Annotated in this window: 14 protein-coding genes; 10 read left to right on the forward strand and 4 right to left on the reverse strand. The window is 34.6% G+C overall.

Annotated elements, in window-relative coordinates:
- Positions 1 to 73: 73 nt before the first annotated feature.
- Positions 74 to 1,519 (reverse strand): ATP-dependent DNA helicase, encoded by a 1,446-nt coding sequence (locus GM921_RS07455; RefSeq protein WP_182921964.1) that lies wholly within the window; start codon positions 1,517 to 1,519, stop codon positions 74 to 76.
- A 52-nt stretch (positions 1,520 to 1,571) separates the two neighbouring features.
- Here GM921_RS07455 and GM921_RS07460 point away from each other — a divergent pair, with 52 nt between their 5' ends.
- From GM921_RS07460 to coaD, 3 genes are all read left to right on the forward strand, one after another.
- On the forward strand, positions 1,572 to 2,396 hold the full coding sequence (locus tag GM921_RS07460; protein WP_182921965.1) for a DUF3822 family protein: 825 nt from the start codon (positions 1,572 to 1,574) through the stop codon (positions 2,394 to 2,396).
- Entirely contained in the window at positions 2,387 to 2,929 is a 543-nt protein-coding gene (locus GM921_RS07465) for an RsmD family RNA methyltransferase (protein WP_182921966.1), read from the forward strand. The genes GM921_RS07460 and GM921_RS07465 overlap by 10 nt, the downstream gene beginning before the upstream one ends.
- 533 nt (positions 2,930 to 3,462) lie before the next feature.
- A complete protein-coding gene (gene coaD, locus GM921_RS07470; protein WP_182921967.1) occupies positions 3,463 to 3,924 on the forward strand; it encodes a pantetheine-phosphate adenylyltransferase in 462 nt (153 codons plus the stop codon).
- 333 nt (positions 3,925 to 4,257) lie between these two features.
- On the opposite strand, the gene GM921_RS07475 is transcribed toward coaD, so the two are convergent.
- Positions 4,258 to 4,713, reverse strand: a complete 456-nt coding sequence (locus GM921_RS07475; RefSeq protein ID WP_235969793.1) for an NUDIX hydrolase — start codon at positions 4,711 to 4,713, stop codon at positions 4,258 to 4,260.
- 154 nt (positions 4,714 to 4,867) lie between these two features.
- Here GM921_RS07475 and pyrE point away from each other — a divergent pair, with 154 nt between their 5' ends.
- From pyrE to GM921_RS07510, 7 genes are all read left to right on the forward strand, one after another.
- Positions 4,868 to 5,533: an orotate phosphoribosyltransferase gene (pyrE, locus tag GM921_RS07480; RefSeq protein ID WP_182921969.1), complete on the forward strand. Its 666-nt coding sequence runs from the start codon at positions 4,868 to 4,870 to the stop codon at positions 5,531 to 5,533.
- Between the two features lie 22 nt (positions 5,534 to 5,555).
- Entirely contained in the window at positions 5,556 to 5,954 is a 399-nt protein-coding gene (locus GM921_RS07485; protein ID WP_182921970.1) for an SRPBCC family protein, read from the forward strand.
- Positions 5,955 to 6,138: 184 nt separating this feature from the next.
- Entirely contained in the window at positions 6,139 to 8,802 is a 2,664-nt protein-coding gene (locus GM921_RS07490; protein ID WP_182921971.1) for an alpha-L-rhamnosidase, read from the forward strand.
- A 421-nt stretch (positions 8,803 to 9,223) separates the two neighbouring features.
- Entirely contained in the window at positions 9,224 to 11,818 is a 2,595-nt protein-coding gene (clpB, locus tag GM921_RS07495) for an ATP-dependent chaperone ClpB (protein WP_182921972.1), read from the forward strand.
- A gap of 101 nt (positions 11,819 to 11,919) precedes the next feature.
- On the forward strand, positions 11,920 to 14,430 hold the full coding sequence (locus GM921_RS07500) for a carboxypeptidase-like regulatory domain-containing protein (protein WP_182921973.1): 2,511 nt from the start codon (positions 11,920 to 11,922) through the stop codon (positions 14,428 to 14,430).
- A 71-nt stretch (positions 14,431 to 14,501) separates the two neighbouring features.
- The gene (locus tag GM921_RS07505; protein WP_182921974.1) at positions 14,502 to 17,027 is read left to right on the forward strand and encodes a carboxypeptidase-like regulatory domain-containing protein; all 2,526 of its coding nucleotides are present in this window, start codon (positions 14,502 to 14,504) and stop codon (positions 17,025 to 17,027) included.
- Positions 17,028 to 17,673: 646 nt separating this feature from the next.
- Positions 17,674 to 18,333: an outer membrane beta-barrel protein gene (locus GM921_RS07510; RefSeq protein WP_182921975.1), complete on the forward strand. Its 660-nt coding sequence runs from the start codon at positions 17,674 to 17,676 to the stop codon at positions 18,331 to 18,333.
- Between the two features lie 73 nt (positions 18,334 to 18,406).
- On the opposite strand, the gene GM921_RS07515 is transcribed toward GM921_RS07510, so the two are convergent.
- Both GM921_RS07515 and GM921_RS07520 read right to left on the reverse strand, forming a co-directional pair.
- Complete coding sequence (locus GM921_RS07515) at positions 18,407 to 20,062, reverse strand: M28 family metallopeptidase (protein WP_182921976.1); 1,656 nt, start codon at positions 20,060 to 20,062, stop codon at positions 18,407 to 18,409.
- An 82-nt stretch (positions 20,063 to 20,144) separates the two neighbouring features.
- On the reverse strand, positions 20,145 to 22,649 hold the full coding sequence (locus GM921_RS07520; protein ID WP_182921977.1) for a S9 family peptidase: 2,505 nt from the start codon (positions 22,647 to 22,649) through the stop codon (positions 20,145 to 20,147).
- Positions 22,650 to 22,767 lie beyond the last annotated feature (118 nt).

Consider the following 22,767-nt stretch of genomic DNA (forward strand, 5'->3'; position numbering starts at 1 on the left):
TTCTATTGATAATTAATCTGAATTTATGTCAAAAAAATCTGCGCATCTGCGGCTTATTCTTCTTAGCTAAACCTTACTCTTCTTGACTTGTAGCAAACAAGCTTTGCGAAAAATTCACTAAAAATAATTCCTTTTTAGCTCTAGTTAACGCAGTGTACAACCATCGTAAAAAATCAAGATCTATCATTTCATCAGTTAAATAACCTTGATCTACAAAAACAGCATCCCATTGCCCACCTTGCGCCTTATGACAGGTTACCGCGTAGGCAAATTTGATTTGTAAAGCATTGTAATATGGATCTACTTTAATCGCTTCCATTTTATCCCGTTTACTATTTAAATGACTATAATCTTCCATTAAACCATCAAAAAGCTGTTTGCTTTTTTCGTAAGGAAGATTTGGCGTTTCCGCTTGTATCGTATCTAAAATTACTTTGCATGAAATAACTCCAGCATCTGGGAAATCTAAAAACTCTAAATTAACTTCGGCAAACCGCAAACCATAACGCTCCTCTTCCCTCCTCACTCTAACCACTTTCGCCATATCGCCATTGGCAATAAATGCAGTTTCTGGATTATCGGGCAACCAAAAATAATTATTACGCACCACCATAATTTGGTCGCCACCACTCAATTCTTCATCCCTATACAACAACCTAGCCCTAATCTGATTATTATACACATTCGCCGATTTATTAGAACGACAAACCATCAACGAGTTTTCAATACCAAACTTGCTGTACGCATATTCTAAACCCTCCACTAACTTTATTCCAGTCATGCTAAAAATGTCCTTATAGCTTTTAGTGATAAACTTTGGCAAAGGCGTTTTATCCTTATCGTGATTATTAATTAATTGGCGTAGCATAGTTGCGTTGGCCAAAATACCTGATTTCTTTTCTTGTCGCACCACTTCTTTCAACTCAACAGCAGTAACTTTCAACCCAAAATTATCAATCAGATATTTTTCATTTAAAGCTGGGCTATCTATACTGCCAACTGGTGGAAGCTGGGCTGTATCGCCAACAAATAACAACGAACAATTTTTATCCTTTCCAGTTGGTGCAGGCTGATAAACAAATTCTATTAAATCTTTTAAAAACGAAGAACCATTTTGCGGATTCCATTCATCGGCTATCATGGAAGCTTCATCTACAATAAAAAGCGTGTTTTCCACTAAATTTGGCGCTAGCTGAAAAGCCATCTCCGTAGAAACTGCACTCCGTTTCCTGTAAATTTTCTTATGAATAGTTAGCGCTCTTTTATTAGTGTAACTACTAATTACTTTCGCAGCTCTACCTGTTGGCGCCAATAAAACCACTTTTAAGTTGAATTGAGGTAAAGCTTTAACCAATGCCGCTACCGAAGTCGTTTTACCCGTACCCGCATATCCTCTTAAAATAAAGCACTTATTCGTTTCATTTTTCACTAAAAAAGACGTTGCTTTAGCACAGAAAACCAATTGTTCTTCGGTAGGTTTAAAAGGATACGATTGGGCAATGATATTGGCTTTATCCATTTAGCAAAGATGCAATGGTAATGTTATAGAAAAAAGTTATTTTTGCCAACACATGAACAATAACAACAGCATTTTATTAATAGACCCAACATTTGATCCAGCTACAGCATCAGCCTGTAATTTATTGGTAAAAGTGGGCTTAGATAGTTTTTCTTATGCCATACTAAATAAAGAAACTAACCAAGTTAGTGCTGTTTTTGATGAACAAGAATGTGAAAATGGCGCTCAAAAGTTTGCAGAGCGATTAAAAACAGATTCTTATTTAACCTTACCTTATCAGGATGTTAAAGTTGCTGTTCATACACAAAATGCTATTGCTGTTCCAAATGACTTATATAATGAGGATAGTTTAAACGCACATACTCAGTTCTTTACCGAAGCACCAGTTGGCGATTTATATACACAAACTCAACATCATTTTGGTTTTACAACCGTTTTTTCATTACCAAAAACCACCAATGAAACGTTAACTAGTTTTACTGACGGAAAAAAATATTCGCAGCATGCTGGTTTATTGGCATTAGCCGAAAAAATAAATGAAACAGCTTTACTATTAGATTTTTCTGTCGGATCATTTAATGCACTTTATATCCAAAATCAGCAAGTTGTTTTTCAGCAATGCTATGAAATAGACAACCAAGATGAGTTTAATTATTATGTTTTATTAATGATTAACCAATTGGATATCAATACAAAAGAAACTAATTTACAATTGAGCGGAATTATTCACGAAGGTGATGATAAATACAATTGTCTACTAAAATATTTCAGCAAAGCTGATTTTATTGCTGCAAGCAACAATCTCGACAAACAAATATTAGATGATATGCCAGCGCATTATTACAGCAGTTTATTAGCTCTTGACCAATGCGTATAATTGGCGGGAAACTAAAGGGAAGGCAATTTAATGCCCCAGCAAACTTGCCTGTTCGTCCTACTACCGACATGGCAAAGGAGGCTTTATTTAATATCCTCTACAATACTTACGATTTTGACGAATGTGATGTTTTAGACCTTTTTAGTGGCACTGGAAGCATTTGCATTGAATTTGCATCAAGAGGAATAAAGCATGTAACTGCTGTTGATAAACATCCTGGTTGTGTGGCTTGGATAAAATCTGTAGCAGAAAAATTCGAGTTAACTCAAATTGCACCTCAAAAAGCGGACACGTTTAAATTTCTAGAACAGGATAACCACCAGTATAACATCATTTTCGCCGATCCACCTTACGATTTACCGAATATTCCAATGATTCCTCAATTGGTGATGAAACATAATTTATTAACAGAAAATGGCACTTTAATCGTAGAGCATCCACCTTTTTTAAAATTAAATAACTTGGCTGGTTTTACCGAAGTACGCAAATACGGAAATTCTTCTTTTAGTTTTTTTGAAAAGGTTGAAGGTTAAACGCAAAGAACACAGAGATTTTCGCAGAGAACACTAAGAGCTGAACGTCCTTGCTAGGTACGAAGCTCCAAAGGAGCGCCAATGGTACAATCTTACAACGATGGGTTAATTTCTAATGCTTTAAGATTGCTTCGTACCTCGCAATGACGAAAAATTTCAACTTTTCGCTCCCGACTTTCTTCCCTTTATTAGAATTTATATTGAATCGCAATTAACTTAAAGTTAATTTTAGAGCGTAATCGCCGCTGTATTTTCTGGTTTTTCGTTCTGCTTTTACAGGGTGTTAACAAGGTGATAACAGGGTGGTAACAGGGTCATTATAGGGTTAGCTACCTAGTTAACTTATAGTTAAATACGGGTAAGCATCTTTTCTATATATTCTTAACTGTTAACCAATATATTTCTGATATTAATTTAGAAATCCCATCTATAATAAAACAGTTGATTATACTAATTGGCGGACTTAACAATGCTTTCTGCTTTAGTCTTTCAGCTTAAACCTATATATTTACCGTATTGAAAAACACAAAACGATGAAAATTGCTTTATTTCCGGGCTCATTTGACCCAATTACCATTGCTCACGTAGATATTTTGAAGCGAGCTTTGCCTTTATTTGATCGCATTATTGTTGGTATTGGTTTAAATAGTTCAAAGCAAAATTTTCTTTCTGCCGAAAAAAGAGAAGAAATGGTACGTACCATTTTTGTAAACAATCCAAATGTAGATGTTCAATTGTATGAAGGTTTAACAGTTGATTTCTGCAGAAAAATTAATGCAAAATACATGGTTAGAGGCATTCGCTCTGCATCAGATTTTGAGTACGAAAGAGCAATTGCACAGATTAATCAAACGATGATGCCAGAAGTTGAGACTATTCTTTTATTAAGTAAACCTGAATATTCAGCTATCAGCTCAACAATTGTTCGTGATATTTTAAGAAACAATGGCGATGTTAGTCCCTTTGTACCAAAAGAAGTGATTGAGTTTTTGTAAAAGTTATTATGCTAGTTATATTCGGTAGTTCGATAAAATTACTTAACTATTTTGAAGATGATTTTTCAACGTGTGAGAATTGTAATCAAACCGGAGTAACTTATAGAATTGTTCAAAAATATTACCATGTTTTCTGGCTTCCTGTTTTTCCATTGGAAAAATATACTGGAATGAGTTGTAATAATTGTAATTACAGTAGAGATAATATCATAAGTGAAAACTCGGCTACGTATGAGAAGATTTCAAAAACCCCTATATATCTTTATTCTGGGTTGATAATTTTTATATTGTTAATTTTAAATGTACTCTTTGCTGTTGTAATGACAACGTAATTTAAACCAAACTCTCCGCCTTCAACACATCCAATATCAACGGATACGTATTTTTCATTTTAACTTTAATACCCAATGGCGCAACCCAAGAAGCGGTTGTAATTCCTTCTTCTTTTTGAGGAATTAATTTTGGACTTCCTTTAACAAACATTTTGTACCAGCTAGTTCGTTTCAAAATTACTTTTCCACCTAATTCATAAATATGATAGGTTTTGCATAAACGTTCTTCGCGTTTTTCGATTTTCACACCACACTCCTCTTCAACTTCTCTAACCGCAGTATCTTTAACTTTTTCGCCCTTTTCTACCTTACCTTTTGGCAAATCCCACTTTTTATTTCTAAAAATAAATAAAAATTCGCCCTTAGCATTTTCTACTAAACCACCTGCCGCTTTAATTAGCGTTAGCTTTTTTTTGATAGATTTCAGCAACTCTTTAGGCGTTTTGGTAATCAGCATATAGTGCTTCTGTTTACTTTTTTTTAAATTTCTATAAAATGTTATAAAATCAAAATCCTCTGTGTCAAGCTGTTGAATTTTCTCTAGTTGCTTGGGTACTGTAACACCTATAAACAAAGTATTATCGTTAATATAAATTCTGTATTTTTGAGCCATGTATAATAAAAGTGATATTGAATTAAAGGTAGCTGAATTTTTATTACAAATAAAAGCAATTAAATTACAACCTAGCAATCCATTTACATGGGCATCTGGCTGGAAGTCCCCAATTTACTGCGATAACCGTATAACTTTATCGCATCCATCTGTTAGAACATACATTCGTCAAAAATTAGCGCAGCTGATACAAGAAGAATATGGCGCTGTTGATGTAATTGCTGGAGTAGCCACTGCAGGTATTCCGCAAGGAGTTTTAGTTGCACAAGAATTAGGTTTACCATTTATTTATGTGAGATCTAAAGCAAAAGAACACGGCACTGGAAGTTTAATTGAGGGAGAAATTGTAGAAGGCCAACGCGTTGTTGTTATTGAAGATTTAATTTCGACAGGCAAAAGTAGTTTACAAGCTATTGATGCTTTACGTGCCGCAGGCTTATCTGTTGCTGGTTTAGTTGCAATTTTCACTTATGGATTTGATCAAGCAGATGAAAATTTTGCAAATGCGAAATGTCGTTATTCTACGTTATCTAATTATTCTACATTAATTAAATATGCTGCAGAACATAGTTTTATAGCACAAAACGATATAGATTTATTAAACAAATGGCGTGAAACTCCTTCAGAATGGGGAAAAGACACTAGTGTAAATTCTGAATCTTAATTTAATTATTAAAACACATTATATGACTGTTATTGAAAGTGCTGTTGAAATAAATTTACCTGTTGATAAGGTTTATAATTTTTTGGAAGATTTGAATAATCATCAACAGTTAATGCCTGAAAATATTTATAACTGGTCTTCTACAGCAGACGAAGCTAGTTTTACCATTCAGAATATGGCAAAATTAGCTATTAAGATTGCTAACCGTGTGCCAAATAGCGAGCTTACTGCTATTCCGACTGAAAAACCACCCTTTGATGTGGAATTAAAATGGACTGTTGTCCCTAACGATAATGGAGGTACTACTGCAAAACACATCATTTCTGCAGATTTAAATATGATGATGAAAATGTTAGCCGCTGGTCCGCTTCAAAAATTGGCTGATCATCAAACCAAGAAATTAAAAGAAATTTTGGGGTAAATTCTTATTTAAACGTTTTCGTCACCCTGAACTTGTTTCAGGGCCAGTTAAATAGATGCTGAAATAAATCCGATAGCTATCGGATCAGCATGACGTGGTTTCAAAAACACTTCTAAATTAATGGAAGTGTTTTTTTATGCCTTAAAATTTAATTAATATCTTAGGTAGAAATAACCCAATTCAAATGCTATCATCCAACATTTTTAGAGTTTCCGTTGTTCTTTTCTGCTCGTTTGCTTTTTCAACTAGTTTTGCTCAAACCATCATTAATTTAAAAACAGAATATCTAATTAACCCCATCGGATTAGACAATCCAAATCCACGTTTTACTTGGCAAATGGCGGATAACAGAAAAGGAGCAAAACAAACTGCGTACAGAATTATGGTGAGTACGGATTCTGTTGCCTTGTTACAAGGAAAAGCAAACCAATGGAATACAGGGTGGTTACAAACAAGCACTTCCTTAAAAATTTATAATGGTCAGTCATTAAAGCCTTTTATCAAATATTTTTGGCGTTTAGATGTTGCTAATCAACTTAAAGTGATAAATACCAAATTAGCCAGTTTCGAAATGGGAATGATGGGCGGGAAAAACTGGCAAGGTTCATGGATTTCTGATAATGAAAATCCTAAGCTTAAACCTGCCCCTTATTTCAGGAAAACTTTTGAAACTACTAAAAAGATAAAATCAGCTAGGGCTTATATCGCTGCTGGTGGATTATACGAGCTTTCTTTAAATGGCGAAAAAGTTGGAAATCATAGAATGGACCCGATGTATACGCGTTACGATAGACGAACTTTATATGTTACGTATGATGTTACCCATCAATTGAAAATAGGCAAAAATGCTATTGGCGTATTGTTAGGTAATGGTTGGTACAATCATCAATCTACTGCAGTATGGGATTTTGATAAAGCACCTTGGCGCAATAGACCAACATTTTGCCTTGATTTAAGAATCACTTATACAGATGGAACTATAGAAACCATTAAATCTGGTAAAGATTGGAAAACAGCTTTAAGTCCGATAATTTTTAACAGTATTTACACCGCTGAACATTATGATGCAAGATTAGAACTTGATGGCTGGAACAAAGTTGGTTTTGATGACAGTAAATGGAAACGAGTAATTTATCGCTCTGCGCCTTCCCGTAATATTGTGGCTCAGGCTTTACACCCCATTAGAAATATAGAAGAAATTACTGCAAAAAGCATTAAAAAATTTAATGATACCACTTATCTATTCGATTTAGGTAGGAATATTTCTGGAGTGAGTAAGATTAAATTAAATGGTCCAGCAGGAACTGTGGTTAGATTAAAACATACAGAAAGACTTTACTCGAACGGCAGAGCCGATCTATCTAATATTGATGTGCATTATCGCCCAACTGATGATAAAGATCCTTTTCAGACAGATATTTTAATTTTAAGCGGAAAAGGCGAAGAAAGTTTCATGCCTCATTTTAATTATAAAGGTTTTCAATATGTTGAAGTAAGTTTAAGTCGGCCAATTGAATTGAAAAAGGAAGATTTGGTTGGTTATTTTATGCATAGCGATGTGCCTGTTATGGGAAGTGTAAAAGCATCAGATCCATTAATTGACAAAATATATTATGCTACCAATAATTCTTATTTATCGAACTTATTTGGTTACCCAACCGATTGTCCGCAACGAGAAAAAAATGGCTGGACTGGTGATGCAGCAATTGCCATAGAAACAGGATTATATGGTTTTGATGGCATTACGATTTATGAAAAATGGTTAGCCGATCATAGAGATGAACAACAACCAAATGGTGTTTTGCCTGCCATCATTCCGACCGATGGTTGGGGTTATGAATGGGCAAATGGACCAGATTGGACAAGTACAATTGCTATTATTCCTTGGAATATATATCGGTTTTATGGTGATACAAAAATTTTGAAAGACAACTATGAGAACATCCGTAGATATGTAAACCACATTGATGAAACTTACCCTACTGGTTTAACTAGCTGGGGTTTGGGCGATTGGGTGCCTGTAAAATCCGTTTCGCCAGTTGAGTTGACTTCGACTTGTTATTATTATGCAGATGTCGTGATTTTAGCTAAAACAGCAAACATTTTAGGCAAAGCCGATGATTATAAAAAGTACACAGACTTGGCTTTAAAAATCAAAAATACTTTTAATGCTAAATACTTAAATAAAACTACTGGCATTTATAATACTGGCTTACAAACAGAATTAAGCGTTCCTTTATTTTGGGGTATTGTACCTGATGAAATGAAAGCCAAAGTAGCAGAAAATTTAGCTAAACGCGTTGAAGCTGATGGTTTCCATTTAGATGTTGGATTGCTAGGAACAAAGGCCATTTTAAACGCTTTGAGTGAAAATGGTTATGCTGAGATTGCTTATAAAGTTGCTGCTCAAAAAACTTTTCCAAGTTGGGGTTGGTGGATTGCCAATGACGCAACAACTTTGTATGAAAACTGGCCAATTGATGCGAAATCGGACATCTCAATGAACCACATTATGTTTGGAGAAATTGGTGCTTGGTTGTATAAAGCTCCAGGCGGCATCAAGCCTGATGAAAACCAACCTGGATTTAAGAATGTAATTCTGCAACCTTATTTTGTTGAAGGGTTGAGTTCTTTTGAAGCTACTCATGATGGTCCGTATGGTAAAATAATTTCTTCTTGGAAAAGAGTAGGAAGTGGAATTAATTATAAAGTAACTGTTCCAGCAAATTCTAGCGCAACTGTGAAACTAGAGATTGTAAGGGATAGAAAGATTTATTTAGATGGGAAGATTATTGCTGGAGGAACTTTTAATTTGCAGGCTGGAGAATATAACATTGAATTGAAATAGTTTGGCATTTTTTATTTGTTCCGTTGGCTGAAGCCAACGGCAATGAAATTCTTTCAAAGTTCAATAGTAACATCTTCATTGCCGTCGGTTTATGCAATTTATATTGGGCTTTAGCCACATCCTAAGAACTACTGACTTTGTTAAATAAACCTTATTGAAATGGAAATATTTTGTCAAGCTGAGCGTAGTCGAAGCTCAAAATATTGGAATGGAAAGAAGGACTACATTAGCCAAGAACCACTACCATTCTTTTCCTTACTTCGACTACGCTCAGTATGACAATTAAAATCTGTGCAGACATTTTTTCAGTATAAATTACTTATTTACAGACAATTAGTCTTTCTAAACTAAAACTAACAGACAAAATTTCCGATTGCCAAAGCAAAAAGCGAATGGCATTTGTTTTGATTTAAAAGGAAACATGAACTTCAACAATTTTACTATAAAAGCTCAAGAAGCAATTCAAAAGGCTTCTGAAATAGCACAGGGCAATCAGCAACAGGCTATTGAAACGGCACACTTGTTAAAAGGTTTGCTTACTGTTGATGAAAATGTGGTTTCTTACGTGCTAAAGAAACTAAATGTTAACCTAAATTCTGTTAATCAAAATTTAACAGCTGCAATTGAGAAACTACCAAAAGTTACTGGCGGCGAGGCTTATTTATCATCTGGTGCAAATAGTGCATTGCAAAAAGCACAATCTTATTTAAAAGAATTTAAAGATGATTTTGTATCGGTTGAGCATGTATTATTAGGCTTATTGGCTGTTAATGATGCGACTTCTAAACTATTAAAAGAGCAAGGAGTTAACGAAAAAGATCTTAAAAAAGCAATTGTAGCATTGCGTGGCGATAACCATGTAACGGATCAAAATGCAGAGGCGACCTACCAAGCTTTAAACAAATATGCTCGTAATTTGAATGAATATGCTGAAAGCGGAAAATTAGATCCGGTTATTGGTAGAGATGAAGAAATTCGTCGTGTGATACAGATTTTATCACGTAGAACGAAAAACAATCCGATATTAATTGGTGAACCTGGTGTTGGTAAAACTGCTATTGCCGAAGGTATAGCCTTTAGAATTATAAAAGGTGATGTGCCCGAAAACTTGAAAACTAAAACTGTTTTCTCGTTAGATATGGGTTCGCTAATTGCTGGTGCAAAATATAAAGGCGAGTTTGAAGAACGCTTAAAAGCCGTTGTAAAAGAGGTTACACAAAGCGATGGCGACATCATTTTATTTATTGATGAGATACATACTTTGGTTGGTGCTGGTGGTGGCGAAGGTGCAATGGATGCCGCAAATATTTTAAAACCAGCTTTAGCGAGAGGCGAATTGAGAGCAATTGGCGCTACAACTTTAGATGAGTATCAGAAATATTTAGAGAAAGATAAGGCCTTAGAACGTCGTTTTCAAAAAGTAATGGTGAATGAACCTGATACACAAGATGCGATTTCTATTTTGCGTGGTTTAAAAGAGCGTTACGAAACTCACCATAAAGTGAGAATTAAAGACGAAGCGATTATTGCTGCTGTAGAAATGTCGCAGAGATATATTGCAGATCGGTTTTTACCAGATAAAGCGATTGATTTAATGGATGAAGCGGCATCGAAATTACGCATGGAGATGGATAGTGTGCCTGAAAATGTGGATGCACTTGATAGAGAAATCATGCGTTTAGAGATTGAACGCGAAGCTATTAAGCGTGAAAAAGACGATAATAAAGTTAAGGAACTTTCTGAAGAGATTGCCAATTTATCTGCAGAACGTGACGAATTAAAAGCAAAATGGCAAGGTGAGAAAGATTTGGTCGATGCTGTAAACAATCAGTTAGAACAAATTGAACATTATAAATTAGAAGCGGAACAAGCGGAACGTGCTGGAGATTATGGTAAAGTTGCCGAAATCCGTTATGGAAAGATTAAAGAAGCGCAAGATAAAGTTGAAAAACTGAAAGTTGATTTAGAAAGTCAGCAAAGCGATAGCAGAATGCTTAAAGAAGAGGTGACTGCCGATGATATTGCGGGTGTAGTTGCTCGTTGGACGGGTATTCCTGTACTTAAATTAGTTGCTAGCGAGCGTGAAAAACTATTGCATTTAGAGGATGAATTGCATAAACGTGTTGCAGGACAAGATGAGGCTATTGAAGCAATTTCGGATGCGATACGTAGATCTAGAGCTGGTTTGCAAGATAAACGTAAACCGATTGGTTCGTTCATTTTTTTGGGTACAACTGGTGTGGGTAAAACCGAATTAGCAAAAGCATTGGCCGAGTTTTTATTTAACGATGAAAATGCCATGACCAGAATTGATATGAGTGAATATCAGGAAAGGCATGCGGTTTCTAGATTGATTGGTGCACCTCCAGGATATGTTGGGTATGATGAAGGTGGACAATTGACAGAGGCTGTTCGTAGAAAACCATATTCGGTAGTGTTGTTAGATGAGATTGAAAAGGCTCACCCAGATGTATTTAATATCTTATTGCAAGTATTAGATGATGGGCGTTTGACGGACAACAAAGGTCGTGTAGTGAACTTTAAAAATACCATTATCATTATGACTTCTAACATTGGTTCTCATTTAATTCAGGATAACTTTAAAAAATTGGATGATGAAAACAGAGAAGAAGTAATTGCCAAAACGAAAAACGAATTGTTCGAGCTATTGAAACAAACTATTCGTCCGGAATTTTTGAATAGAATTGATGAGTTGATTATGTTTACTCCTTTACATAGGGGCGAAATTAGAAACATTGTGGACTTACAATTTAAACAGGTGCAAGAAACATTAGCGGAAATGGGTATTACGATTACTGCAACTCCTGAGGCTTTGGATTGGTTAGCTGAATTGGGTTATGATCCTCAGTTTGGTGCTAGACCTTTGAAACGTGTGATACAGAAAAGGATTTTAAATGAGTTATCGAAATCTATTTTAGCTGGTACGGTGGATAAGGATAGCAAAATAAAGCTGGATATGTTTGATCATCAGTTTGTGTTTTTGAACGAGAAGTAATTGGTTAATATAAAAAGCCGCAGATTTTCATCTGCGGCTTTTTTATTGTGTTTAAATTTTGAGAAATTAAATTGTACCTTAGTTTACACACATTTGAAAACATGACTAAAACTACTCGTGTATGGCTTATTGCTATACTTCTAACACTATCGTGCCTCTCATCCTATGCTCAAAATTCATCTTCTGATCAAAAAAACAACAAAAAAGACACGTTAAATTTTGGACCTGAAAAGTTATATCTCCAGTTCGATAAATCAACCTACATTATGCCCGATACCATTTGGTTTAAAGCATATCTTGTAAATGCTAGTACCTTAGACAATACTGGACCAAGTGGTTTAATACATACTGAATTGATTGATGAAAGCGGAAGAATTGTAGCAAGCAAGGCATTTAATACAATTTTAGGAGTTACTTGGGGTAGTTATAAAATAGATAAAGAACAAATGAGCTCTGGCAATTATACATTTAGGGCTTACACCAACTGGATGCAAAACTTTGGAAGTGAATTCTTCTTCATCAAAAAGATAACGATTTTGAATGCGGATACCACAAAAGAATTGAAATCAAAGCAAGATCTCTTACTCATTAAACCTGCAGTACCTAAAATTGCAAAAAAACCAGAAAACAATACTAAGATTGATATTCAATTTTTGCCAGAAGGAGGAAACCTTCTTGCTGATAAGCCACAAAGAATAGGTTTTAAGGCGGTAGCAATTAATGGAAAAGGTCTTCTAATAGCTGGTGGTATATATACAGAAAAAGGTGATAAAGTAGTTGATTTTAAAAGCAACACAAAAGGTATGGGCTATTTTAGCATGGTACCAAATAGCGGCATAAATTACGTAGCAAAAGTTGTAGTAAACCAAGAGAATTATACCATAAACTTGCCAAAAGCAACAACTAGTGGTGCGAGCTTATTGGTAAATAATCGTTTCCAATCTGATTCTATTGGGGTTCGGATATTTTCTGAACTAAAAGACCAAGAAATTACCATTGTAGCAAAATCTAGAGGTATTATTTATTATTCTGTAGCATTACAACCTAATATTAAAATTACTGGATTGATGATTCCTAAAAGTAATTTACCTTCTGGTGTTTGTCAGATTGCTTTATTGGATGCTACTGGAAAAACGCTAAATGAAAGAGCATTTTTTGTAAATCATCATGATCAATTAAAAATATCAACAGAACAGAATTTTCAGACTTACAAGCCAAGAGATAAAATTTCGTTAGCTATTCGTATCAACACTAAAAGCAATGAGCCAGTTGCCTCTACTTTTTCAGTTGCTGTAACTGATGATGACCTTACACAAGGGGTTCAATCGGAAAATAATATCCTCTCTTATCTACTATTGAGTTCAGATTTAAAAGAGCATATTGAAAATCCTATTTCGTATTTTGAAAATGATAATGAGCAAACACATGCCGATTTAGAGGCGTTAATGCTTACTCAAGGTTGGGTCAAATACAATTGGGAGCCCTCAAAAAATATCGCTTTTAAGCCAGAAAAAACATATACCATAACTGGTAGTGTTATTAATGGATTAAATAACCCCTATCCTAGTGCAAAGGTTTCTTTAATGAATCATAAATCATATGTTTTTGCCAATGCATTGACCGACCAAGAAGGTAGATTTAGCTTTGACAAGTTTCCTCCGATAGAGAAAACTGCACTTACTATTAGGGCATTAAATAGTAATGATAAAAAAGGTTCGTTAGCTATTCGATTGGATGAGTTTAAGGCTGCTGATTTTAAACCTGCTACTGATGAAAATTCAAATGTTGAAATTGCTCAAATCTCAAATCATATCATGAGTATTAAACAACAGGAACTAAATTATTTAGAGGGAATTGGACTTAGAGAAGTAGAAATTAAGGGTGTAAAAAAGGTTGAAGCTTCAAAAAATTTAAATGGAAGTGGAATTGCGGATTTAGTTTTAGATAAAGAAATAATAGATAAAGACACGAAACAAAGTGTGCTTGACCTTTTGAGAAGAAATATTAAAGGTTTTAATGCTAGACCTCAAAGGAGTTCATCAGGTATTATTAGTCAAAATATTGAATATCATTATCAAAATTTTTATCTCAAATTTATTATTGATGGTATTGATTTAGATATTAACTATGATGCGTTTTCGAACCCGCAACCTAATCAACATTTTAATTTTATTAATGAGTACTTAGATCAATTTATGAAAGCTGATGACATTAAAGGAATTGAATTAATGTTTTCACCAAGTAAAGCGAATCGGTACCGAAGTGCATATGGCGCCAATTCTACTGATATAGCATTCATAGAAATTACTACTAAATCTGGTAGTGGCCCTTACACTAAAAAATATGCAAATGTAGTTAGGTTACAAGCACAACCATACGGTGAAAGAAGGGTTTTCTATAGTCCGCTTTACACTCCAGAAAATGTTAATTCTGCTAAACCAGATTTTCGATCTACCGTATTTTGGCAACCAAATTTGGTTACTGGCGATGATGGAATAACCGATATTTCATTTTATGCGACTGATAGAAAAGGAACGTATACCGTTTGGTTGGAAGGCACTGATATGCTAGGTCACTTTGGTTATAAAACCATGAAATTGACCATAAATTAGTAACCCCACAGGTTGGAGAAGTAATCTTTAAGATTTGATAATTAAATTGTATTTTAGTTATACAATTTTTTATGATGCCGAAACTTCAAACTCTTTTATTATCGCTTCTTTTTGTGTTTAGTTTAAGTCAATCGACTTTTGCGCAAACAGCAGATTCTAAATCAGGAGTTATTAGTGAATATGATCGGATTAGAGAAATTGCTCCGAGAGAGAAATTATATGTTCATTTTGACAAAAGTGTTTACACTCCTCAGGACACGATTTGGTTTAAGGGTTATTTAGTTAATGCGAGTTTCCATGCTTACTCTCAAATAAGCGGATTGATTTATACTGAGATGATTAATTGGAATGGTGAAGTTGTGCAGACGCTTTCCTTGCCTACTGTTTTGGGATTAACTTGGGGTGCTTTTCCTTTAAAAGAAGATAAATATCCGCCAGGCAATTACACTTTTAGGGCTTATACTAATTGGATGCAAAACTTTGGTGATACCTACCTCTTCAAAAAAGAAATTAAAATTTTAGCTATAGATGCTAATCAAAAACCAGCTGTAACTAAGTCTAAAGTTATTGCTGAAAAAACATCATCATCAAATGATGCTAAAAGAAATAAGCAAGAGGTAGATATTCAATTCTTACCTGAAGGAGGTTCGTGGGTTGCAGATTTTCCTCAGAAAATGGCTTTTAAAGCATTAGACAAATCTGCTAAAGGCATTGAAGTGAGTGGTGAGATTTTAGATTCGAAACAAAATAAGGTGACGGAGTTTAAGTCTAATTTTTTAGGAATGGGCTATTTTACATTATCGCCATTGCTAAATGAAACTTATACTGCAAAGGTTAAATTAGGAAATGAATTAATATATAAAAATTTACCTAAAGCAATTGCAGCAGGTACGGTGATTAGCCTTAGAGACAATAATGCATCCGATTCTTTATCAATTGCGCTATCCTCTACTCTAGTTGACCAAAAACTTATTTTATTAGGTCAGTCTAAAGGTTTATTGTGTTTTGTTGCTAATATTAATGCAAATACTAAAGGAAAGACGATTAAAGTATCAAAAGATATTTTTCCGACAGGTGTTTCTCAAATTCTTTTAATGAATGATAAAAAAGAGGTGCTTAATGAAAGGAATTTCTTCCTCAATCATAATGATCAATTAAAAGTTAGTATTTCTTCCAAATCGCTTGAATATACGTTGAGAGATAGTATTCCCATTCATATTAAGGTTTCGGATTATTTAGGGAAACCTGTATCGGGTTCTTTTTCAATGGCGGTTACAGATGATAATCAGGTTTCAAAAGATAGTTTGAATGATGAAAATATATTGAGCTATTTATTAATGACTTCGGATTTAAAAGGACAAATAGAAAAGCCTGGTTATTACTTCCATCAGCAAAATGAACAAACGAAAAGTGATTTAGATGCTTTGATGTTAACTCAGGGGTGGGTAAGCTATAACTGGGATGTTAACAAAAAACTAACTTTTAACGCTGATAAAGAATATACTATAAGCGGTAAAATTACGAACGTAATGAGCAAACCGAGTGCAAATGCTAAGGTTATTTTATTAGGTAAAAACAAAGGCGGGATGATTTTAGATACATTAACAAATCAAAACGGTGAATTTGTTTTTGATCAGTTACCCCCTATAGATAGTGCTTCTTTTGTAATTCAGGCGAAAAACGCGAAGGGAAAGGCAGGTACATTAGGAATTACTGTTAATGAGTTTGTAAGGCCACCTATTATCACTGCTAAGAAAAAAAATAATGTTGAAAACAATGAAGTATTTGATAGCGTTGGGGTAGCACAAATTATAGCGAAAAACCAAGTTTATGAAGCTGCTTTAAAAGGCGGAATATTGTTAAGAGAGGTTAAAATAACTGGGAAAAAGACAATTAAAGACTCGAAAAATTTGAATGGTGCTGGTAAAGCATCTCAAATTTTAACTGAAGAGGATTTAACTCCTATTTATAAAAAAACATTGCTTGAAGTATTGCAAGAAAAGATAAAAGGTTTTAGAGAAGGTAATAGAAAGGGCAATGGAATAAGAGACTTTTTTGTAAATGGAGATCAAGTAAAATTTATATTTGATGGTATTGATCTCGACTTTTTCTATCAACCACCTAGCTTTCCTTCAAATAATGATTACTATTTGTATGTCAAATCATATATTGATTACTATAATGCAGAGGATATAAGAGGGATTGAAATATTATCTAATGGTTACAGCTTTAGATATAGAAATGAGTATATGAGTCCAATGGATCCTAAAATGTATGCATTTATTGAGGTTACTACAAAAACTGGGACAGGTCCATTTTTAAAAAAAGCGGCTAATATGTATCTCTTAAAACCTATTAATTATGGAAGTGATAGGGTTTTTTATAGTCCGAAATATACTAGTGTAAATAGAAATGATAAATTTTTAGATTATAGATCAACTATTTATTGGAACCCAACTATTTTAACTAATACTAATGGCGAGGCTGATGTATCTTTCTTTTCGGCTGATAAGAAAGGAAATTATACAGTTTGGATTGAAGGAACCGATACTGAAGGAGGTTTGGGGGTTAGTGTGTTGAAATTGAGTATTAAATGATTGGTTTTTTAGCTCGTCGTTGCAAGAGTGCTTTCTTCTCCATCGTAGCCGCGTCATTGTGAGGCACGAAGCAATCTTTCTTGCTTACTTTATTTTTTAGCTCGCCGCCGCTATGGCTCTTTCGTTTTTCATGAGTGTTTATTTTAGGGGTATTCAAGAATGCTTCGCAGTATCTCTTGATAGAAAAGAAACAAAAGATCAAGGCTTAGTATCATCTCTTGGATTAAGCTATCAAAACTTTTAGGGCTACAGAATAAGGTCCCGATGAAGGATCGGTACTGCATTCTGTTTTGGAGAGTGATTTTTGAAAGTTGGTGGGGAAGTTTTAATGCTTTCTCCTTCGGGATGCTACAAGGCCGGTCCTCGTTCTTGGGGAGGGGTTGTGGTTTAGGAAGGGTTGTACGGCCGTCTTTGCGATCCCGATTCTTCATCGGGAGTGGCAATCTCCTATTTGTAATTTATTGTCCTTGTTGTAAGCAAGAAAGAGATTCCCGCAGTCTGTGAAAAACCTCCTTCGTAAAGACTGAGATATTTTTTTTCGCATTGATTATCAATATTTTGGATTGTTTATTAGCAGAGTAACTAAAATAATAGTTTTTATTTGGTTATTTCTTTTTATCATTGATAAACACTAAAACACATACAAATGAAAACTAAATTATTTATCATGGTTGCTTTATGCGCCACCGCGTTCGCAGCTAACGCACAAACAGAAAAGGGGAAAAGTTTAATTGGAGGCTCTTTTAATTTTTTTACTGCAAATGCAGAACAAGGAACCTCAACTCTTAAACAAAATGAATTTTCTATTGGTCCTAATTATGGATATTTTGTTAGTAAAAATTTAGCCATTGGCTTAAATGTAAGTTACAGGTATTCAAAAAATTCTACTGCTTATACACAGCTGACAGCAGTTAATGGATCTTACATAAATACAATAATTACCCAAACTCAAAAACAAAATACCACTAACATTGGGCCATTTATTCGTTATTATGTTGATATAACAGAAAAATTTAAATTCTTTGGTCAATTTAATGCAAGTGTTGGTTTTGGTAAGGTAGAAAATATAATTACAAATATAACCCCATCGACTAGTAAAAGCACTGCGTATAATGCTAATATTACTCCATCATTTGCTTTTTTCCCAACTAAAAAGATAGCCGTAGAGTTGGGCTTTGGACTACTTTCTTACTTTAATTCTACCAGCAAATACGAAGTAGCTACCGCTGAAAAGTCTAAAAATGAAGGTTTTAAATTTGGTTTTGATGCTGTTAATCCTACAGTAGGAGTTAACTTTCATTTTTAAGAAAACAAACTCTAAACACAAAAAAGCCGCAGGTGAATAGTTCATCTGCGGCTTTTTTATTTGAATGAATTATTTATTTCATGCTCTTTTCTCTGATTGCTTTAAACTCACTACCTTCTTTCCAACTTGGGAAAGTGGTTTCATTGCTTAGACGATAACCTACATCGAATAGTAATCTTAAATCTTCTACCATGCCTGAGAAATCCCATTTGGCTGGTTCAAAATTATCCGCAGGTGCATGATAACGATTGGTGGTATAATCTTCTTTTTGCGCTTTGCCCCAAGCTAATCCGTGAGCTACATTATCGTCGCCACCTTCGGTATATAATGCTGGAATACCTACTTTTGCAAAGTTGAAGTGATCTGATCTGAAGTAAAATCCTGCAGATGGATTGGAATCTTTAACGACAACCCTACCTTGTTTTTTAGCGGCTTCTACTAAATAATCTTCTAGTTCGGATTGACCTAAACCAACTGCAATAATATCTTTTGTTTTTCCGCTGGCCGACATTGCATCGATATTAATGTTGGCAACGGTTTTATTAACTGGAACCAATGGATGTGCCCCATAATACTCTGAACCTAATAAACCTTGTTCTTCTGCGGTTACCGCTAAGAACAGAATAGAACGTTCGGGTTGTTGTTTAGCTTTTTTAAATGCATCTGCCAATACTAATAAAGCGGCAGTTCCAGTTGCATTATCTACTGCTCCGTTGTAAATCGAATCGCCATTTACAGCTTCGCCTTTTCCTAAATGATCCCAATGACCAGAGTAAATGATATACTCATTTGCCCTTTTTGTGCCTGGTAAAATTGCTGCCACATTGTGAGAGATAGATTTTTTGATGGTATTGTTAATGGTGGTTGATAGTTTCAATCCTAAATCGACTGGTTTGAAACCTTTTTTACCAGCTTGCACCATCAAATCAGCTGATTTACCAGCCATTTTAAACATTGCTTTTGCTACATCTTGAGTAATCCATCCTTCTAGTAAGGCTCTCGATTTATTACCATCCGCAGCCTCAAGATATAATTTAGATTTTGACCAGCCACTTCTTACTACTGCCCAAGGATAACTTGCTGCTTTGTCTTCGTGAATAATAATTACGCCTGTTGCACCTTGACGGGCAGCTTCTTCAAATTTGTATGTCCAACGACCGTAATACGTCATTGTTTTACCTTTAAACAGAGTTGAATCTAAAAAGCCTGGATCGTTTACCATTACTACAACGGTTTTGCCTTTTACATCTAAACCTTCGTAATCGTTCCATTTGTATTCTGGCGCAACAATTCCGTAGCCTGCAAAAACCATATTGGAGTTTTCTACTTTAACCTGATTGGTTACATGACGAGTTGCGCCTACAAAATCATCTAAGTATTTGAGCGAAGTTGAACTTCCACTAGTTGTTTTTAGAATTAAATCTGTTGGTGTAGATTTGATATCTACCATTGGTACATCTTGAAAATAGCTACTTCCATTGCCTGGTTTTAAGCCCAGCTTTTCAAATTCTCCTTTTAGATAATTGATAGTTTTGGTTTCACCTTCGGTAAATGGTTTTCTGCCTTCAAAATCATCGGAAGCTAAAACTGCAATGTGTTTTGAAAAAGCAGTATCATTTATTGCTTTTAGAGCAACTGAATCTGGTTGGGTATCTGTTACGTTTTTGTTTGATTGACAGGATGCAAAAGCGATTGCACCAAAAGCCAGTAATACTAGTTGTTTTTTCATATTTAAAGTTAGTAGTTTTAGGTTATAAGCCGCAGATGCGCAGATTAAAAAGAATCTGCGCATCTGCGGCTATTTTTTTATTTTACTGTTTTCGTTCTACTTCCCTATCCATCTCTGTGATATTTACATTAACGGATTGAGAGAAATCTCCTAATAAATAGTTGTTAAAATAATCGGCTAAGCGCCAGAACATGTATTCTGTCATGTCACCAAAACCGTGACGTTGACCTGGAACAATCATATAATCGAACCTTTTACCTGCTTTTATAAGTGCATTTGCTACACGAATTGAGTTAGCTGGGTTTACATTATTATCTACATCGCCATGCATTAATAATAGGTGTCCTTTTAGGTTTTTAGCTAAATCTGGGTTTTTATCAATGGTGTATTTAAAAGTGGTATCGCCTTTGGCTGAAACAATTTCTTTAACGCCATGATGTTTTTCGCTCCACCAACGGTTGTAAATGCTATTATCGTGATTACCGGCTGCTGAAACTGCAACTTTAAAGAAATCTGGATACACTAAAAGTGCTGCTGTTGACATGAAACCACCACCAGAATGACCTGTAATACCTACTCTATTTGCATCAACAAAAGAGTATTTATCTGCCAGTTGTTCAATTGCAGCTTTTTTATCTGCTAAACCATAATCGCGTAAATTTCCGTAGCCATAGGTATGATACCATTTAGAACGAGCAGGATTACCACCTCTATTACCAACCGTAATTACGATATAACCAAATTGCGCCAAACGATCTACTCTATCCATGCTACGACCAAACGATTTATTTACCGCTTCGGTTTGCGGACCTGGATAAACATACTCTATAATTGGATATTTTTTAGTCGGATCGAAGTTAAATGGCTTGTACATTACACCATAAATATCGGTTACGCCATCGTCTGCTTTAACTTTAAATGGTTCTGGGAATTTATAACCTGTTGCCATTAATAATGATAAATCTGCGGTTTCTAAATCCATCACTTTATTACCTAAATTATCTAGTAAAACTGATTTAGGAACTGTGTTTACTCTAGAGAAATTGTCAATCACAAACTTAGCTTCATCGTTCATGTTTATAGCATGATCAAAATCGCCAGCGTTTAATAATTTCATTCCAGTACCATCAAAATTAATGCGATACAGGTGTAAATAGTAAGGATCTTCTTTAGTTTCGCGACCGTTTGCAGTAAAGTAAAGTACGCGGTTTTTTTGATCGATATTTACGATGCCTTCGCAATGAAATGCGCCAGAAGTGATTTGATTTTTCAATTTCCCGCTGCCATCAAATAGATAGAAATGTCCCCAGCCATCACGCTCACTCCAATGAATAATTTCTTTTCCGCCATCAATTAAACCAGGTCGTTGAACTTCTACATAAGTGTTAAAACGTTCGTCTATAAGTTGAGTAACTGCTCCCGTTTGAATATTAATGGTGCAAATATCAATTCGTTTTAAATCTCTACTGGTACGTGAGAAATAGAATTTTTCATTATCGCCTAACCAAATTGACGGGCGAAACTCATTATCTCTATCCTTATTTAAATTCTCTTTGCCCCAACTAGAAATGCTCTGATCTTTAAAAGCAGTAGTATTGATAGTTTTTTGAGTTTTAGCAGCAAAATTAAATAGCACAAATTCATCAATTGGAGATTCCTTTTCTCCTGGCATTTGATATTTGTAAGTTTCTAAAGTTGGTCTGCCAGCGCTTACGCTATTGATTACCCAAAGATCTTTTACTTTTCTAGAGTCAGTTCTATCTAACACAAAATATTTAGCATCTGGCGACCATAAAACATAAGCTCCACGTCTTTTTTTATCGTTTTTAACAACTTCTTCGTTGTTTTCGCCATCACCATCGCTACCATACGAGTAGAATTTTACACCATCTTTTGTGAGTTGATGTTCTACAATGGTACTATCATCTTCATTTTTAACAGCTTTTAAATAATTGGCTTTATCCATCCAATACAAGTTGTAATTACGTGAGAAAATTACGGCAGAAGAATCTGGTGCAACCGAACCCCATGATGGTTTTGCTTTAGGTTTATCGTAGTTTTTAACTTCCGTTAATTTATTAGTAGCCAATTCGTAGTTAAAGAAATAGATTTTCTTTTGCATTGAATCCGCAGCTTTTTTGTCTTTTCTATCTTTTTTTAACTCGTCTATTGTGCTTTTTATTTCGAAATTTATGCTCTTTTCGTCTTTTGCAAACTTTAAATTTTCGATTGGCAAATGTTGTGCATCAAAAGGATCGCGAATAATCAGCGTGATTTCTGCTGCAAGTTTCGCATTATCAAAAAGTAGTTTTTTACTTTTTAAAGCTGGTTCAACAATATACCATTGCTTTCCGTTTGGTGTTTCGAACTGGTACCAAAATCTATTGCTCAGTTTTAACCAATGTGGATCAACAGTTGTTGAATAAATTATTTTTCTCAGTTTAGTTGGAGAAAAACGAGATGCTGCCTGATAATTAGCCTTTTCTGGCGCTTGAGTAGTTTCTGTTAATGAAATAGTTTTTGTTTGAGCAATTGCTTGGATGCTCAAAACTAAAAGTAAAAACAAGAGTGAGTAGAGTTTCTTCATTGATGATTGTTAAGGGATAAATAAAAGGCCTAATTTATTTAAAATGTGCTTTTAAACATTGATTTATTTGTAATAAAACAGTTAGAGGCAGCAAATTATTGAACATTTATAATTTTAT

This window comes from Pedobacter planticolens, assembly GCF_014172375.1.
Taxonomy (GTDB): Bacteria; Bacteroidota; Bacteroidia; order Sphingobacteriales; family Sphingobacteriaceae; genus Pedobacter; species Pedobacter planticolens.